This window comes from Nitrosovibrio sp. Nv6, assembly GCF_900110495.1.
Lineage (GTDB): Bacteria > Pseudomonadota > Gammaproteobacteria > Burkholderiales > Nitrosomonadaceae > Nitrosospira.
Window position 1 is genome coordinate 1 of the sequence record NZ_FODX01000005.1, and the last position, 13,999, is coordinate 13,999.

Below are 13,999 nucleotides of genomic sequence, written 5' to 3' on the forward strand. Positions count from 1 at the left end.
TATCGCCACCGCCAGCATGGTGATCAGTCCAAACTTGTACCACCTTGAGTCATACCACAGCGACATGTCGTAATCCCGACCGCCCGACTTCGCCTGGCTTGACGTTCCTAGTGTTGTTGCCATTATGTTTCCTCCTGCTTCTTTTGTGTTAATCAAGTACTGCGCTCCCAACCCGGCGAGTGGCTTCCTCCCTTCTTCCCGCCCGGCAGCAAGCTTCGCCCATCTCTTCTGCTACCAACTATCTGCTGCTACTGCAATCCTGTACCGCTTTGTACTTCAGTATCCTTACTCCAGATATCCTTCTACCTCGGTTATTGCCAAGTTGCCGCTCAACCTCGGTTGCTGCTAAATTGCTGCTCAGTTTCTTCTCAGTTCCTTTTGTACTTCTGAGTTTGCTGCTGAGTTGTTCCCAAGTTGTTTCTGCAATATTGGTACTATCAGTAACAATATTGGTACCACCAATTTTGTTGCTACCAGTACTTTACATACCCACAACCCCGCAAAGACTATCCCCGAAGATTCTCCAAGTCAAGCAGTTTGTCAGGTAACAGGCAGGGCAACTTCCGTGCCAGGTTTACTTCTCTTTTGCCTTTCAATGCCCAAACCTGATGAACGTTCTTTAACCCGTTGACCCATTGCTTCTTCTGGGAAAATTATTGTAATACAAAATCCATATTGTTAAAAAGGTTATGTTGGAAGAATATTCCAACTACGAGTGTCAAAATGGCCCGGATGAGTTGGATGATGAATTATCCTCACCAATTTTTCTGTTTCCATACACTGTTCGGAAAGTGCCGAACAATCCGCTAATGCCACCTCTTGCTGATCATATATACGGTATTAATCCGTTGAGGTTCACCGGCCATCTCGTTATTTGAATATACTAATGGCAGGGCAAATCCGATTGCCAGTGACTGAAGCCTTGCTACGGAGAATATTGCCAACCAGGGCGAGACAATATTTTTGGGCAAATCCTTAATATTAACCGGTGACTTGTAGTCAACCTACTTCCTCGGCTTATCGTGGCCGCTTCGCTCCATCTCCGACCGGACCGCTGCATTTCGGCTCACTTGTCGCTGCCGTAGGCAGCTATCTGGAAGCCAGGTCGCGCCATGGTGAGTGGCTCGTCAGGATCGAAAATCTGGATCCATTGCGCGAAGTTCCGGGGGTGTCAGGCGAAATCCTGAGCATACTTGATGCCATGGGAATGGAATGGGATGGTGATGTGGTCTATCAGAACAAGCGACACAAGTTATATAAGGCGGCGCTCGCTACACTTGAAAGGCAACATTTGATTTATACCTGCACCTGTAGTCGTAAGGAAATTGCCGATTCCACAATTATGGGAATAGATGGGCCGGTTTATCCAGGCACTTGCCGTGGGCGTTCCCTCCATAAGGGACGCCTTGGAGCGAAGCGTCTGCGAACGGATAACAAACCAATTGAATTTAATGATGCGTTGCAAGGCCGGGTTCGACAACGGTTGGAGAGTGCCATCGGCGATTTTGTATTGCAGCGCGCTGATGGCGTCTTTGCTTATCAATTGGCGGTGGTGGTGGACGATGCCGAGCAAGGGGTCACGCATGTGGTGCGCGGTGAAGATTTGCTCAGTTCTACTCCCCGCCAAATCTATCTGCAGCAGTTGCTGGGTTACCCGATTCCATCCTATTTGCATATTCCGGTAGCGGTTGACGCCCAAGGGACGAAGCTCAGCAAACAGACTTGCGCAGCGCGGCTTAATGCGTATGATCCAGTGCGGCAATTGATGAAGGCCATACGATTTCTGGGTCAAAGACCGCCGGCAGAGCTGATTAATGAGGACATTGCGTCATTCTGGAAATGGGCAACCGAAAATTGGAAGCAAGAGATGATTCCTCGGAAAACAGCGGAAATCTGCTGAAGACATCGAATTCGAGCCAAATGCGGCGACTGATTCAGACGGCGGTGTGCTACGCTGTTCCCCTGACTGTCTTGACTGCATAATAAATGAGCCATCTCGCAGCCTGTTGAGACGTAACGTCGTGTAGCACGCTGAAATCTCGAAAGGGCCAGCGATAATTGACCAAATACCGAACTGATCCGCATCGCGAAGGAAGCATCATGCCTTTTCTGCCATTTTACATACCTAGGCATAAGCAACTCAAAATCGTCATTGTAGGCGGTGGTTATGCGGGAGTCGCAGCATTAGTCACGCTCCTGCGTCATATGCCCGAAGCGCGAATCACCATAGTTGACCCCAAATTGCACCACCTCAAGATCACCCATCTACACGAAACTTTCAGATATCCGTTGGAGGATTTTCTGATATCGTTTTCCGCCTTGGAAAACCGGTTTGGTTGCCGCCATGTCTGTGGGAAGTTGATCCTGGACGAATATATTCTCCAGCAATGGCAGAATGACAGATTTCTTGCCGTCGACAATGAAATTCTGGAATTTGATTATCTCTTGATTGCTTCCGGTGCGCCGGTGGCGCGGATGGCTAAATCAGACAACATATTCGACCTGCACGATTTAATGACCACCCCGGGCTCCAGTCTTCTGAATGGTCGATTCAACGCAACTGACGAAAGTGAAAGAACCATATCGGTAATAGGCGGAGGCGCCACTGGAATTCAATTTCTTTTTGAAATTGCTCATTTTCTCAGACGGGGGAAAATCGAATGTAAATTGCGTTTAATTCATGGGGAGGACCGGGTACTTACACAGTTTCCGGCAGATTTTTCCATCTATACTCAGACGCGCATGGCTGATCTGGATATTGATTTCTACCCCGGTACCCGTTATTGTGGCCAGCAAACGGACGAAATTCTATTAGCGGAAAGTGAAACGGGCCGTCAATTCAACTTGCCATCAACGGTCTCGTTCCTGTTCGTCGGCAAAAAACCTGAAACGCTGTTTGACGCGAATGCATTCGGCCAGGTGATGGTCGAGCGGAGGCCGCTGCAGAATATTTTCACCGCGGGCGATTGTTCCATTTACAATGCTGCCGGTTCAAATACCATGACAGCGCAATCCGCTGTGCGCAAAGGAATGCTGGCTGCAAGAAATATCTTGCGTCATTCGGGTGCTCTTAAATTGCTTGAGCCCTATTTTCATCGGGATTTAGGCTACGTTGTCAGTCTCGGGCCGACCGACGCTGTAGGCTGGCTGGCACTGGAAGGTAACGTGGTGGGGGGTTTGCCTGCGCTGGTGATTAAGGAACTAGTGGAGGCTCAATATGATTTATTGCTGACAGGTATCGACACTTACCTCGTTTGACGTCACCTCCAGAAAAAGGTATACCGTGATCCGTTCAATGTTGCCCTTGTAGTTCAAAGAGCGATTTCGGTTAGCATCTTTTGAAACGGGACTTCAAGGCCTTTTGAGGATGGATGATACAACCAGTCCCTCCCGACACCATCTTTCGATCACATATTCGTAGAATTCCTGGTTGCGTTTTGCATCGCAAAACGCAACCAGTGCTTTTCCTTTAGCAGTCAGGAGAACATGGCCAAGATCAAGCTGGTTGTTCGCTTCCCTGGGAAATTGAATTTTCGTCGGCCTGCCAAAGTAAAACAGGCGAGTGTGTTTGCCGAACTTTCTTTTCACATATCCAGCTGCTTCCAGGGAAATCAGGCCAATCGCCTGCAGGTATTTTAAAACAGGCAAATTGATACCCTGCCTTGCATAAATTGGATGCTGCACATCATAAATCAACGGCAGCGGTTCTCCCTGAACCCATACAAACTGGCACAGAGATATAAAAAGCGCGACGTCTTTCTCATCAAGGGCAGGTGCGTCAATATTTTTATCTGGCACCATTCTGGGACTGGATCAATCAGGATTAATTTTCGAGCTCAAGCATTAACCTGCCTGATAAATCTATCAAGGCCGGGAGTGACAAAGCCGTTGCTAAGATTTATGACCACGACGCGAAAGTTCCTGATCCAGTTTCTCCAGAAAACTTATATTCTTTTTCCGCTGCTTGTCACCCTTGTACCAGGAAACGCACGCTAGAATTCCGAGCACGACCAGGAGCACGTTCGTAGCATTGGGCCCGCCAAAGAAAATATCGGTAAGACCCGTGAGAAATGCGAAAGCACCTACAAATCCCGTCCAATTCAGGAATTTATTTGCCCAGGTAGGCTCCTGACGTTTGATACACCAAGCGTGAAGCTTCTCCCGTATCGAAATAAGTTCCGCATCAGTCCAATTTGCCAGATCCATCAAAATAGCCCCATTTGAACTAAAGAGTTTCCTGAGCAGCAATTTGCCGGAAGCTAGAATGCGCTCAGGTTAATAAAGGTCATAAGTAAAGATTTTGAAAGTGGCCATTAATTGTTAATGGCGGATCAACTTTTTTTAAGCGGTGATATTGCTGATAGCTGCCAATAAGAATTATAAACTTATCGGATAAGAAAAAGCCGGGATAACCCGGCTCTTTTTTACTTCCGCTTTGCTTCTACAGTCACAACGTCTAGGACTCGGCTTTCGCGGATCCTGCAGTCACCTGCTCGGGACGATCCAATAATTCTACCAGCGCCATTGGCGCGTTATCGCCCTTTCGGAAGCCAAATTTAAGAATACGCAAATAACCGCCATTGCGCGTCTGATAACGGGGGCCCAGTTCACTGAACAATTTACCGACCATATCTCGATCGCGCAAGCGGTTGAATGCGAGACGCCTGTTCGCCAGTGATGGTTTTTTGCCTAGCGTAATCATTGGCTCAATTGCGCGGCGTAACTCCTTGGCCTTGGGTAAGGTTGTTTTAATAACCTCATGCCGCAACAGCGAATTGGTCATATTACGCAACATGGCCAGCCGATGACTGCTAGTGCGATTGAGTTTTCTTAATCCATTATGGTGCCGCATGACTTGTTTCCTTTTTACCTTTATCTAGATTGGAAGGTGGCCAGCTTTCCAGCTTCATGCCTAGCGTCAATCCACGCGACGCCAACACTTCCTTGATTTCATTCAACGATTTTCTGCCCAGGTTGGGCGTTTTCAGCAATTCCGTTTCAGTACGTTGAATCAAATCACCAATATAGTAAATATTTTCCGCCTTTAGACAGTTGGCAGAACGCACCGTAAGTTCAAGATCATCCACGGGTCGCAGTAACACCGGATCAATCTGAGGTAATTTTGGCTGTTCCACCGGTAGTGGCGTGCCCTTGAGGTCCGCAAATATAGAAAGCTGCTCCACCATTACTTTTGCGGCATACCGAATCGCTTCCTCCGGATCGACAACACCGTTGGTCTCGATATCCATAACCAGTTTATCGAGATCGGTACGCTGTTCGACACGCGCACTCTCCACCGCGTAACTTACGCGCCGCACTGGACTGAAAGAAGCATCCAGCAAAATGCTGCCAATAGCACGTCCTTCATTTGCCAATTGCCGCACTGTTCCCGGTACGTAACCGCGTCCCAATTCAACCTTGATCTGCATATCCAGTTTACCGCCTGCGGTAAGATGTGCTACCACATGCTCCGGATTAATAATCTCCACATCGTGTCCAGCTTCGATATCGCCGGCGGTAACCGTGCCTTCACCCTTCTTTTTAAGGATCAGGATGGCCTCGGTCCGATTATGCAGTTTCAGAACAATACCCTTGAGGTTAAGCAGGATATCAACCACATCCTCCTGCACGCCATCCAGAGCGGAATACTCATGTACCACACCGCTAATCTGGACTTCAGTCGGTGCAAATCCCGGCATTGACGATAGCAGAATCCGGCGCAGCGCGTTCCCCAGAGTGTGCCCATAACCGCGTTCGAACGGTTCCATGGTGATCTTGGCGTGCAACGGGGAAATATTCTGAACGTCGATAATGCGCGGCGTAAGAAATGTGTTACTTGGCATAGCCTGATCCTTTTGCGGAAAGCTTGGTAGTTGATTACTTGGAATACAGTTCAATCACTAACGATTCATTGATGCTTGACGGTAACTCCGATCGCTCCGGCTTGGCCTTGAATGTTCCCTTCAGGGCTTTGGCGTCCATCTCTATCCATTCTGGAAACGTGCGCTGCTCCGCAGCTTCCACCGCCGCTTTGATGCGCAGGTGTCCTTTTGCTTTCTCCGCGACCTCTATTACGTCACCCGGCCTGACTTGATAGGAAGGGATGTTGATTCTCCGGCCGTTTACCATAATGGCATTATGACGCACAATTTGACGCGCTTCCGAACGCGACGCACCAAAACCCATGCGGTATGAAACAGTATCAAGACGGCATTCCAGCAATTGCAGCAAATTCTCGCCGGTAATGCCCCTCTGCTTGTCAGCCAACTCGTAATTATTGCGGAACTGGCGCTCCAATATACCGTATATCCGGCGCAGCTTCTGCTTTTCACGCAGTTGCACCCCATAATCCGACAGTCGCGCGCTTTTCTGACCATGTTGACCGGGAGCATAATTTCTACGCTCAATCGCACATTTGTCGGTAAAACACTTCTCGCCTTTCAGGAACAACTTCTCCCCTTCTCGTCGGCATTGGCGACATTTAGGATCAAGATTTCTGGCCACTATCTACTCCCTTAAATACGGCGTTTCTTCGGTGGACGACAGCCATTATGCGGAACTGGCGTCACATCCGAAATACTGGTAATTTTAAAACCTGCTGCGTTCAATGCCCGCACTGCGGACTCCCGTCCCGGGCCAGGGCCTTTGATGCGCACTTCCAAATTCTTGACTCCACATTCCTGTGCGACTTTGCTCGCTTGCTCGGCCGCCACCTGAGCAGCGAATGGCGTGCTTTTACGCGATCCTTTGAAACCGGCTCCCCCTGAAGTCGCCCATGATAAGGCATTGCCCTGCCGGTCCGTGATAGTCACAATAGTGTTATTAAATGACGCATGAACGTGGGCAATACCCTCCGCTACGTTCTTCTTGATTTTCTTGCGTACCCGCGTGGCTGCTTTAACCATATTGAATTATTCCTTTTCGCTACCGTTCAGTTGGCTTGAATACTATTTATCGTGCCGCTGCCTTTCCACTCGACGCCCGAACTGCCTTGCGCGGACCTTTCCGCGTCCTGGCGTTGGTTCGGGTACGCTGGCCTCGCACAGGGAGTCCACGGCGATGACGCAACCCCCTGTAACAGCCAAGGTCCATCAAGCGCTTGATATTCATTGAAACTTCACGCCGCAAATCGCCTTCGACGGCAAACTTTGCTACGTTATCCCGCAGCTTGTCCATTTGAACGTCGGTGACATCCTTAATCTTCGTGGATGCGCCAATGCCAGATGCCGCACAAATCTCCCGCGCCCTGGCGCGACCTATGCCGTAAATCGAAGTCAATGCGATTTCGGCATGCTGATGATTTGGGATATTTACTCCAGCGATACGGGCCATACCATTTTCCTACGAAAATTTTGAATTATAACATCGAAAGTAGTGCTTATCCGACTATCCCTGGCGCTGCTTATGTCTTGGATCCGTGCAAATGACTCGCACTACCCGGTTGCGCCTGATAATTTTGCAATTACGGCATATCTTTTTTACTGAGGCCAATACTTTCATGTACGCTCCTTTCCCACTATTTAGCGCGAAACGTAATTCGCGCCCTACTTAAATCGTACGGCGTCAGGTCTACGGTTACCTTGTCACCCGGCAAAATCCGGATGTAATGCATGCGCATCTTGCCGGAAATATGACCCAGCACTATATGCCCATTTTCCAGCTTGACCCGGAACGTTGCGTTTGGCAGCGTTTCCAGTATCTCACCTTGCATTTGTATCGTTTCTTCCTTGGCCATCCTATCCTTGGTTGCAACTATCTTGCCGGCAATCCACCGCCGCCTTTGAAGTTAGTTTTCTTCAGTAAACTCTCGTACTGGTGCGACATGATATATGCCTGTACCTGCGCCATGAAATCCATGGTAACCACCACAATAATGAGCAGGGAAGTGCCGCCAAAGTAAAATGGCACGTTCCATTTCAAGATTAGAAACTCCGGCAGCAAGCACACGAGCGTCACATAAATCGCACCCGCTAAAGTAAGCCTTAACATAATGCGCTCAATATACCGGGCGGTCTGCTCACCAGGGCGAATACCTGGTATGAAAGCGCCGCTTTTTTTCAGATTCTCGGCAGTTTCCCGGGGGTTGAACACCAGCGCGGTATAAAAAAAACAGAAAAATATAATCATTGCCGCGTACATGATCACGTAAATCGGCTGACCCGGAGATAACGCCCCGCTCATATCCTTGAGCCAGCTCATCGACTCCCCAGTGGCAAACCATCCTGCCAGCGTGGCCGGAAATAATATGATGCTGGAAGCAAAGATCGGCGGAATCACGCCGGACATATTCAGTTTCAGCGGTAAATGCGAGCTCTGTCCGCCATAAACTTTTCGCCCAACCTGACGCTTCGCATAATTTACCAGTATCTTGCGCTGACCGCGCTCAACGAAGACGACGAAGGCTGTTACGGCCGTAGCTGCCACAAAGATTCCCAGTGCCACCAGAAAATGCATCGCTCCGGTTCGCACGAGCTCAAGCGTGCCCCCGATTGCGCTCGGGAGGCCGGCGGCAATGCCGGCAAAAATAATCAGGGATATACCGTTGCCGATACCACGCTCTGTGATCTGCTCACCCAGCCACATGAGAAATATCGTGCCGGTAACCAACGTTATTACCGTCGTCAACAGGAACATGGGTCCCGGTTCGATCACCAGTCCGGCCTGGGCCTGCAAGGCTATGGAGATGCCATAACCCTGTACGAGCGCCAATCCAAGGGTGCCATATCTAGTGTACTGGGTAATCTTTCTGCGTCCCGATTCGCCTTCCTTCTTCAGCGCTTCCAGGGTGGGAAATGCCACGGTGCCTAACTGCATGATGATCGAAGCCGAAATATACGGCATGATGCCCAAGGCAAAAATCGAAAAGCGAGAGAGAGCGCCCCCGGAGAACATGTTGAACATACCCAGAATGCCCCCTTGCTGCGACTCGAACAAGTCTTTCAGCACTACTGGGTCAATACCTGGCACCGGGACATGCGCCCCGATGCGGTAGACAACTAATGCGAGCAGTAGAAACCACAGCCGGCGTTTCAAGTCGCCGAGTTTCCCGGACAGTCCCCGTAGGGATTCGCTAGCGGCCAATATATGTCCTCTTGAGCTTATTCAACACTGCCACCAACAGCTTCGATGGCAGCTTTCGCACCTTTTGTTACCGCGATGCCCTGCACCTTTACAGCACGCTCGATCGTTCCCGAAAGTATCACCTTCACCGTCAACGCAGAACTGGGGATGACTCCCGCCTGCTTCAGTGCCAGCATATCGATGGCGTCTCCCGCCATCCGGTCCAAAGCCGACAGCCGCACTTCCACTGTGTCTTTTCTGGTCAGGGAAACAAAACCGCGCTTGGGCAAGCGGCGTTGCAAAGGCATTTGTCCGCCCTCGAAACCTACCTTGTGAAAGCCGCCTGCACGGGATTTTTGTCCCTTGTGCCCCCGCCCGGCGGTCTTCCCCAGACCCGAGCCGATTCCGCGGCCCACGCGCCGCCTGGAAGGATTGGCGCCAGCCGCCGGTTTAATGGAATTTAGCCGCATCTACGCCTCACTTTTTACGAGGTAATAAATGTTATTGATCATGCCTCGCACCGCCGGGGTATCTTCCAGCTCAACACTACTGTTAATCCCGCGAAGTCCTAATCCACGCGCGGTGGCTCTATGTGACTGTTTCGTGCCGATCAGGCTTTTGATCAAGGTTACCTTGACCTTCTTGTCATTACTCGTCATTTTTCCAATCCCATGATTTCCTCTACGCTCTTGCCGCGCTTCGCTGCAATTTCCGATGGAGTATTCATCGTTTCTAAACCGTGCAATGTGGCGCGCACGACATTATAAGGATTGGTCGAACCGATACACTTGGCAAGAATATTATGGACACCCATCACTTCAAATATCGCACGCATGGGACCGCCGGCGATGATGCCAGTACCTTCAGATGCTGGCTGCATATATACTTTGGCTGCGCCATGTCTGCCGATGACAGGATGGTGCAGTGTGCCGTTCTTGAGATTTACCTTGATCATCTTGCGGCGCGCTTCATCCATCGCTTTTTGTACCGCCACTGGCACCTCACGGGATTTGCCCTTGCCCATCCCTACACTGCCGTCTCCATTTCCAACCACTGTCAAAGCGGCAAAACCAAGGATGCGACCTCCTTTGACTACCTTGGTAACACGATTTATCGCTACCATTTTTTCCTTGAGCCCGTCTCCGCGATCATCGCCTTGCGGTATCTTTCCCTGCATCCGTCCCTGCATCTTAGCCATTGTCTTTCCTCACTCAGAATTTGAGGCCATTCTCACGAGCAGCGTCGGCCAGAGCCTTCACGCGCCCATGATATTTAAAACCTGAACGGTCGAATGCAACCGTCTCGATACCCAACCCCCTGGCCTTCTCCGCAACTCTCTTACCCACCGCCGCTGCCGCGCCAATGGTGCCACCATTGGTTATTTCCTTGCGAAGATCCGGTTCCAGAGTCGATGCGCTGGTCAACACCTTTGCGCCCGAACCGTCTATCAGCTGAGCATAAATATGGGAATTGCTGCGATGCACGGCTAAACGGACTACTTTCAATTCGACGATCTTCGCACGGGTTCGACGAGCACGGCGCAAACGGGATTCTGTTGGATTTGGCATATCTACCCTAATTATTTTTTCTTGGTTTCTTTCATGACGATTACTTCGTCGGAATAACGCACACCCTTGCCCTTATAGGGTTCCGGCTTACGATAGGCGCGTACATCCGCCGCCACCTGGCCGACCTGCTGCTTGTCCATTCCCTTGATAACAACTTCCGTTTGACTGGGAGTCTCAACTTTAACGCCCTCAGGCATTTTATGGCTGACCGGGTGTGAGAATCCCAACGTCAGGTTCAGGACATCATTCGCCGCCTGCGCGCGATACCCTACGCCGACCAGCGTCAGTTTTTTTTCGAAACCGCTGGTTACACCCTTGACCATATTGGCAAGCAGCGCTCGCGTTGTTCCGGACATTGCATTCGCCTGCTTGGAATCGTTGGCGGCTTTTACCAGTAAATTATCGCCCTCCCGCTCAATGGCGATGTCCGAAAAAAGATCACGTCGCAGTGTTCCCAGGGGTCCCTTAACAGACACCTCGGAAGCTGACAAGGTTACTTCAACATTTGCCGGGATTGGCACAGGATTCTTACCGACTCGAGACATTTTTATACCCTTACTTAATCCTTAGGCCACAATGCATAACACTTCACCGCCTACGCCACTGGCGCGGGCCTTACGTTCGGTCATTACACCTTTTGATGTCGATACTATCGCTACTCCAAGACCATTCATCACATTAGGCAGCTTGTCGCTGGCCTTGTAAATCCGCAAGCCAGGACGGCTGACACGTTCGATTTTCTCAATTACCGGACGGTTGGCATAATATTTCAGACTGATATCCAACACGGGCTTGCCATCAGCGTTATGAACAGCAAAATCCTCAACATAACCTTCTTCTTTCAATACCTTTGCGATGGCCGCTTTAAGCTTGGAAGCGGGCATTACAACGGATGCTTTTTCAGAACGCTGCGCGTTACGAATTCGCGTCAGCATATCAGCGATGGGGTCACTCATGCTCATCTAGGGATACCTCTAGAAATCCAATTTCCATAACAGACAAGTACGTATATGTCTGAAAGTTAAATTGCTCATAATGATCTGCTTTCATAATACGGCTGGGTTTCGTTCCATATTTCGGAGTTGAAACTCATCCGCAACAATTCGCTTCTTATCAGCTCACCAGCTTGCTTTGATCATGCCCGGAATTTCCCCGCTCATAGCGATATCGCGAAGTTTTCCGCGGCCCAGCCCAAATTTGCTGTAAACACCACGAGGACGGCCAGTCAATGAACACCGATTACGCAGCCGAACTGGACTTGCATTTCTCGGCAGCATTTGCAACTTGATCCTGGCAGAGTGACGGTCCTCATCGCTTGCATTGGCATCATTAATAATGAGCAGTAATTCAGCACGCCGTGCGGCAAACTTCTTCACTGTCTCCCGACGTTTCAGGTCCCGGTTAATTACAGCTACTTTAGCCATGCGACTCTCAATTTTTGAATGGAAATTTAAATGCTGCCAACAATGCCTTCGCTTCCGCATCGGTTTTTGCGGTAGTGGTTATCGTAATATTCATTCCCCTGAGCGCGTCGATTTTATCGTATTCAATTTCCGGAAAGATTATTTGTTCCTTCACGCCCATATTGTAATTTCCCCTTCCATCGAAGGCTCTGCCGGAAATGCCCCGAAAATCACGGATACGCGGGATCGCCACGCTCACCAGCCGGTCGAGAAATTCGTACATGCGAATGCGTCGCAGCGTCACCATGCAGCCAACCGGATAACCATCACGAACCTTGAAGGTAGCGATGGATTTTTTCGCTTTGGTCACCACCGGTTTTTGGCCGGCAATCTTTTGCATGTCACTTACCGCACTATCCATGATTTTCTTGTCAGCGACCGCCTCACCCACACCCATATTGAGCGTGATCTTCTGGATCCGCGGCACTTCCATCACAGACTTGTAGCCAAACTGCTCCATCAGCTGTTTCACTACGGTGCTGCGGTAATACTCTTGTAAACGAGCCATATATCTTCCCTTTACCTTCTCAGGCGTCAAGCAGCTCGCCGCTCGATTTGAAGTAACGAACCTTGCCCTTGCCTTCTAGTATTCTGAAGCCCACACGATCGGCTTTCCGCGTAGCGGGATTGTAAATCGCCACGTTTGAAACCTGAATGGGATTTTCCATCTCGACGATTCCGCCCGCCGTTCCCTTACTAGGATTAGGCCGCTGATGTTTCTTGACCTTATTGGCCCCCTCGATTACCACCAGATCAGCATTCACTATGCGTAAAACGGTGCCGCGTTTGCCCTTGTCTCTACCGGTAATGACGATTACGTCATCTCCTTTCTTTATTTTTCGCATATTCCACTCCTTATCGCATGCTTACAAAACTTCTGGCGCAAGCGAAACGATTTTCATGAAGCGTGCATTACGCAATTCACGCGTAACCGGGCCAAAAATACGCGTACCGATCGGCTCCAGCTTGGCGTTCAGCAGCACTGCAGCATTGCCGTCGAACTTGATCAATGAGCCATCGGTGCGCCGCACTCCCTTCGCAGTGCGGACCACCACGGCGTTGTATACTTCGCCTTTTTTAACTCGCCCCCGAGGCGCTACATCCTTGATGCTAACCTTTATAATATCGCCAATACCAGCATAACGCCGCTTGGATCCGCCCAATACCTTGATGCACATGATTGAACGCGCGCCCGTATTATCGGCGACTTGCAGAATCGATTGCATTTGGATCATTATTTACTCACTCTCTCCAACTTTTCCCGCCTAAGCCGAGGCATGGATAGTATTGGAACCCGTCCGGGTTATGATGCCGCCAGAACCAGCAGGCTGCAAAAAATTAAAGTACTGAAAAATGAAGAGGGCGAATTATAAGGTAACCTTGCAAAAAATGCAAGGTAGAAAAAATCTTCCAGTACCTACTCGCCACTGATCAAATGACTTGACTGCCCTTCTCTACCAACTTGACTACACGCCAGGCTTTTGTTTTAGAAAGAGGCCGGCACTCCTCAATTACCACCATATCTCCTGCATGAAATTCATTACTTTCGTCATGCACGTGATATTTTTTTGAACGAACCATAATCTTGCCATAGAGCGGATGCTTGACTTTGCGTTCGACCAAAACCGTGATGGTCTTATCCATTTTATCGCTCACTACTTTTCCACTGAGAGTGGCACTAACGGTGCGGTTTAAATTGGCTTCGCTCATGACTGCTTCGCCTTTTGGCTAAGGATGGTTTTTGCGCGCGCAATATCGCGCCGCACATTACGTAATTGAGAGGTGTTGCTTAACTGCTGAGTTGCGTGCTGCATGCGCAGACCAAATTGCGCCCTCAAAAGTTCCAATAGCTCCCGCTGCAGCTCCGCTGGATTCTTGGTCCTCAAGTCTTTGACTTTTGATTTCATG

At 49.8% G+C, this 13,999-nt stretch carries 24 protein-coding genes; 2 read left to right on the forward strand and 22 right to left on the reverse strand.

Translation table 11 applies throughout. The features are described 5' to 3' along the window. Positions 1–988: 988 nt before the first annotated feature. Positions 989–1,900: a tRNA glutamyl-Q(34) synthetase GluQRS gene (gene gluQRS / locus BMX66_RS10920; protein WP_090882107.1), complete on the forward strand. Its 912-nt coding sequence runs from the start codon at positions 989–991 to the stop codon at positions 1,898–1,900. Positions 1,901–2,100: 200 nt separating this feature from the next. Continuing rightward, positions 2,101–3,258 carry an NAD(P)/FAD-dependent oxidoreductase gene (locus tag BMX66_RS10925; RefSeq protein ID WP_090882109.1) on the forward strand — a complete coding sequence of 386 codons (1,158 nt, stop codon included), beginning with the start codon at positions 2,101–2,103 and terminating at the stop codon, positions 3,256–3,258. A gap of 93 nt (positions 3,259–3,351) precedes the next feature. On the opposite strand, the gene BMX66_RS10930 is transcribed toward BMX66_RS10925, so the two are convergent. The 22 genes from BMX66_RS10930 to rpmC all read right to left on the reverse strand — a co-directional run bounded on the left by BMX66_RS10930 (position 3,352) and on the right by rpmC (position 13,998). Then, a complete protein-coding gene (locus tag BMX66_RS10930; RefSeq protein WP_090882111.1) occupies positions 3,352–3,801 on the reverse strand; it encodes a DUF2806 domain-containing protein in 450 nt (149 codons plus the stop codon). A gap of 90 nt (positions 3,802–3,891) precedes the next feature. Continuing rightward, entirely contained in the window at positions 3,892–4,206 is a 315-nt protein-coding gene (locus tag BMX66_RS10935; protein WP_090882112.1) for a hypothetical protein, read from the reverse strand. 250 nt (positions 4,207–4,456) lie between these two features. Further along, entirely contained in the window at positions 4,457–4,852 is a 396-nt protein-coding gene (gene rplQ, locus BMX66_RS10940; RefSeq protein ID WP_090882114.1) for a 50S ribosomal protein L17, read from the reverse strand. Then, entirely contained in the window at positions 4,839–5,843 is a 1,005-nt protein-coding gene (gene rpoA, locus BMX66_RS10945; protein ID WP_090882116.1) for a DNA-directed RNA polymerase subunit alpha, read from the reverse strand. Before rpoA ends, rplQ begins: the two co-directional genes overlap by 14 nt. Positions 5,844–5,877: 34 nt before the next feature. Continuing rightward, entirely contained in the window at positions 5,878–6,504 is a 627-nt protein-coding gene (gene rpsD, locus BMX66_RS10950) for a 30S ribosomal protein S4 (RefSeq protein ID WP_090882118.1), read from the reverse strand. 11 nt (positions 6,505–6,515) lie between these two features. Beyond that, the gene (rpsK, locus tag BMX66_RS10955) at positions 6,516–6,905 is read right to left on the reverse strand and encodes a 30S ribosomal protein S11 (protein WP_090882120.1); all 390 of its coding nucleotides are present in this window, start codon (positions 6,903–6,905) and stop codon (positions 6,516–6,518) included. 46 nt (positions 6,906–6,951) lie between these two features. After that, a complete protein-coding gene (rpsM, locus tag BMX66_RS10960) occupies positions 6,952–7,332 on the reverse strand; it encodes a 30S ribosomal protein S13 (protein WP_090882122.1) in 381 nt (126 codons plus the stop codon). A gap of 54 nt (positions 7,333–7,386) precedes the next feature. Then, on the reverse strand, positions 7,387–7,500 hold the full coding sequence (gene rpmJ / locus BMX66_RS10965) for a 50S ribosomal protein L36 (protein ID WP_074633734.1): 114 nt from the start codon (positions 7,498–7,500) through the stop codon (positions 7,387–7,389). A gap of 16 nt (positions 7,501–7,516) precedes the next feature. Continuing rightward, positions 7,517–7,735: a translation initiation factor IF-1 gene (gene infA, locus BMX66_RS10970; RefSeq protein ID WP_011380144.1), complete on the reverse strand. Its 219-nt coding sequence runs from the start codon at positions 7,733–7,735 to the stop codon at positions 7,517–7,519. A 17-nt stretch (positions 7,736–7,752) separates the two neighbouring features. Then, complete coding sequence (secY, locus tag BMX66_RS10975) at positions 7,753–9,081, reverse strand: preprotein translocase subunit SecY (protein ID WP_090882124.1); 1,329 nt, start codon at positions 9,079–9,081, stop codon at positions 7,753–7,755. A gap of 17 nt (positions 9,082–9,098) precedes the next feature. Then, entirely contained in the window at positions 9,099–9,530 is a 432-nt protein-coding gene (gene rplO / locus BMX66_RS10980) for a 50S ribosomal protein L15 (protein ID WP_090882126.1), read from the reverse strand. Beyond that, positions 9,531–9,719, reverse strand: a complete 189-nt coding sequence (gene rpmD, locus BMX66_RS10985; protein ID WP_090882128.1) for a 50S ribosomal protein L30 — start codon at positions 9,717–9,719, stop codon at positions 9,531–9,533. After that, the gene (gene rpsE / locus BMX66_RS10990; protein ID WP_090882130.1) at positions 9,716–10,258 is read right to left on the reverse strand and encodes a 30S ribosomal protein S5; all 543 of its coding nucleotides are present in this window, start codon (positions 10,256–10,258) and stop codon (positions 9,716–9,718) included. The genes rpmD and rpsE overlap by 4 nt, the downstream gene beginning before the upstream one ends. Before the next feature lie 13 nt (positions 10,259–10,271). Next, positions 10,272–10,628 carry a 50S ribosomal protein L18 gene (gene rplR, locus BMX66_RS10995; RefSeq protein ID WP_090882132.1) on the reverse strand — a complete coding sequence of 119 codons (357 nt, stop codon included), beginning with the start codon at positions 10,626–10,628 and terminating at the stop codon, positions 10,272–10,274. 11 nt (positions 10,629–10,639) lie between these two features. Next, positions 10,640–11,173 (reverse strand): 50S ribosomal protein L6, encoded by a 534-nt coding sequence (gene rplF, locus BMX66_RS11000; RefSeq protein WP_090882134.1) that lies wholly within the window; start codon positions 11,171–11,173, stop codon positions 10,640–10,642. 21 nt (positions 11,174–11,194) lie between these two features. Further along, positions 11,195–11,590: a 30S ribosomal protein S8 gene (gene rpsH, locus BMX66_RS11005; protein ID WP_090882136.1), complete on the reverse strand. Its 396-nt coding sequence runs from the start codon at positions 11,588–11,590 to the stop codon at positions 11,195–11,197. A gap of 156 nt (positions 11,591–11,746) precedes the next feature. Then, on the reverse strand, positions 11,747–12,052 hold the full coding sequence (gene rpsN, locus BMX66_RS11010) for a 30S ribosomal protein S14 (protein ID WP_090882138.1): 306 nt from the start codon (positions 12,050–12,052) through the stop codon (positions 11,747–11,749). Positions 12,053–12,059: 7 nt separating this feature from the next. Continuing rightward, on the reverse strand, positions 12,060–12,599 hold the full coding sequence (rplE, locus tag BMX66_RS11015) for a 50S ribosomal protein L5 (RefSeq protein WP_090882141.1): 540 nt from the start codon (positions 12,597–12,599) through the stop codon (positions 12,060–12,062). A 19-nt stretch (positions 12,600–12,618) separates the two neighbouring features. After that, positions 12,619–12,936, reverse strand: coding sequence for a 50S ribosomal protein L24 (gene rplX, locus BMX66_RS11020; RefSeq protein ID WP_090882143.1), 318 nt, complete (start codon positions 12,934–12,936; stop codon positions 12,619–12,621). Between the two features lie 21 nt (positions 12,937–12,957). Continuing rightward, complete coding sequence (gene rplN, locus BMX66_RS11025; RefSeq protein ID WP_090882145.1) at positions 12,958–13,326, reverse strand: 50S ribosomal protein L14; 369 nt, start codon at positions 13,324–13,326, stop codon at positions 12,958–12,960. Positions 13,327–13,522: 196 nt separating this feature from the next. Continuing rightward, on the reverse strand, positions 13,523–13,801 hold the full coding sequence (gene rpsQ, locus BMX66_RS11030; protein WP_090882148.1) for a 30S ribosomal protein S17: 279 nt from the start codon (positions 13,799–13,801) through the stop codon (positions 13,523–13,525). After that, positions 13,798–13,998 carry a 50S ribosomal protein L29 gene (gene rpmC, locus BMX66_RS11035; RefSeq protein ID WP_090882149.1) on the reverse strand — a complete coding sequence of 67 codons (201 nt, stop codon included), beginning with the start codon at positions 13,996–13,998 and terminating at the stop codon, positions 13,798–13,800. Before rpmC ends, rpsQ begins: the two co-directional genes overlap by 4 nt. Position 13,999: the final 1 nt, after the last annotated feature.

Coding starts and splice junctions, on each gene's coding strand:
- BMX66_RS10925 (WP_090882109.1), top strand. CDS start 2,101: ATGCCTTTTCTGCCATTTTACATACCTAGGCATAAGCAACTCAAAATC.
- BMX66_RS10930 (WP_090882111.1), bottom strand. CDS start 3,801: ATGGTGCCAGATAAAAATATTGACGCACCTGCCCTTGATGAGAAAGAC.
- BMX66_RS10935 (WP_090882112.1), bottom strand. CDS start 4,206: ATGGATCTGGCAAATTGGACTGATGCGGAACTTATTTCGATACGGGAG.
- rplQ (WP_090882114.1), bottom strand. CDS start 4,852: ATGCGGCACCATAATGGATTAAGAAAACTCAATCGCACTAGCAGTCAT.
- rpoA (WP_090882116.1), bottom strand. CDS start 5,843: ATGCCAAGTAACACATTTCTTACGCCGCGCATTATCGACGTTCAGAAT.
- rpsK (WP_090882120.1), bottom strand. CDS start 6,905: ATGGTTAAAGCAGCCACGCGGGTACGCAAGAAAATCAAGAAGAACGTA.
- rpsM (WP_090882122.1), bottom strand. CDS start 7,332: ATGGCCCGTATCGCTGGAGTAAATATCCCAAATCATCAGCATGCCGAA.
- rpmJ (WP_074633734.1), bottom strand. CDS start 7,500: ATGAAAGTATTGGCCTCAGTAAAAAAGATATGCCGTAATTGCAAAATT.
- infA (WP_011380144.1), bottom strand. CDS start 7,735: ATGGCCAAGGAAGAAACGATACAAATGCAAGGTGAGATACTGGAAACG.
- rplO (WP_090882126.1), bottom strand. CDS start 9,530: ATGCGGCTAAATTCCATTAAACCGGCGGCTGGCGCCAATCCTTCCAGG.
- rpmD (WP_090882128.1), bottom strand. CDS start 9,719: ATGACGAGTAATGACAAGAAGGTCAAGGTAACCTTGATCAAAAGCCTG.
- rpsE (WP_090882130.1), bottom strand. CDS start 10,258: ATGGCTAAGATGCAGGGACGGATGCAGGGAAAGATACCGCAAGGCGAT.
- rplR (WP_090882132.1), bottom strand. CDS start 10,628: ATGCCAAATCCAACAGAATCCCGTTTGCGCCGTGCTCGTCGAACCCGT.
- rplF (WP_090882134.1), bottom strand. CDS start 11,173: ATGTCTCGAGTCGGTAAGAATCCTGTGCCAATCCCGGCAAATGTTGAA.
- rpsH (WP_090882136.1), bottom strand. CDS start 11,590: ATGAGCATGAGTGACCCCATCGCTGATATGCTGACGCGAATTCGTAAC.
- rpsN (WP_090882138.1), bottom strand. CDS start 12,052: ATGGCTAAAGTAGCTGTAATTAACCGGGACCTGAAACGTCGGGAGACA.
- rplE (WP_090882141.1), bottom strand. CDS start 12,599: ATGGCTCGTTTACAAGAGTATTACCGCAGCACCGTAGTGAAACAGCTG.
- rplX (WP_090882143.1), bottom strand. CDS start 12,936: ATGCGAAAAATAAAGAAAGGAGATGACGTAATCGTCATTACCGGTAGA.
- rplN (WP_090882145.1), bottom strand. CDS start 13,326: ATGATCCAAATGCAATCGATTCTGCAAGTCGCCGATAATACGGGCGCG.
- rpsQ (WP_090882148.1), bottom strand. CDS start 13,801: ATGAGCGAAGCCAATTTAAACCGCACCGTTAGTGCCACTCTCAGTGGA.
- rpmC (WP_090882149.1), bottom strand. CDS start 13,998: ATGAAATCAAAAGTCAAAGACTTGAGGACCAAGAATCCAGCGGAGCTG.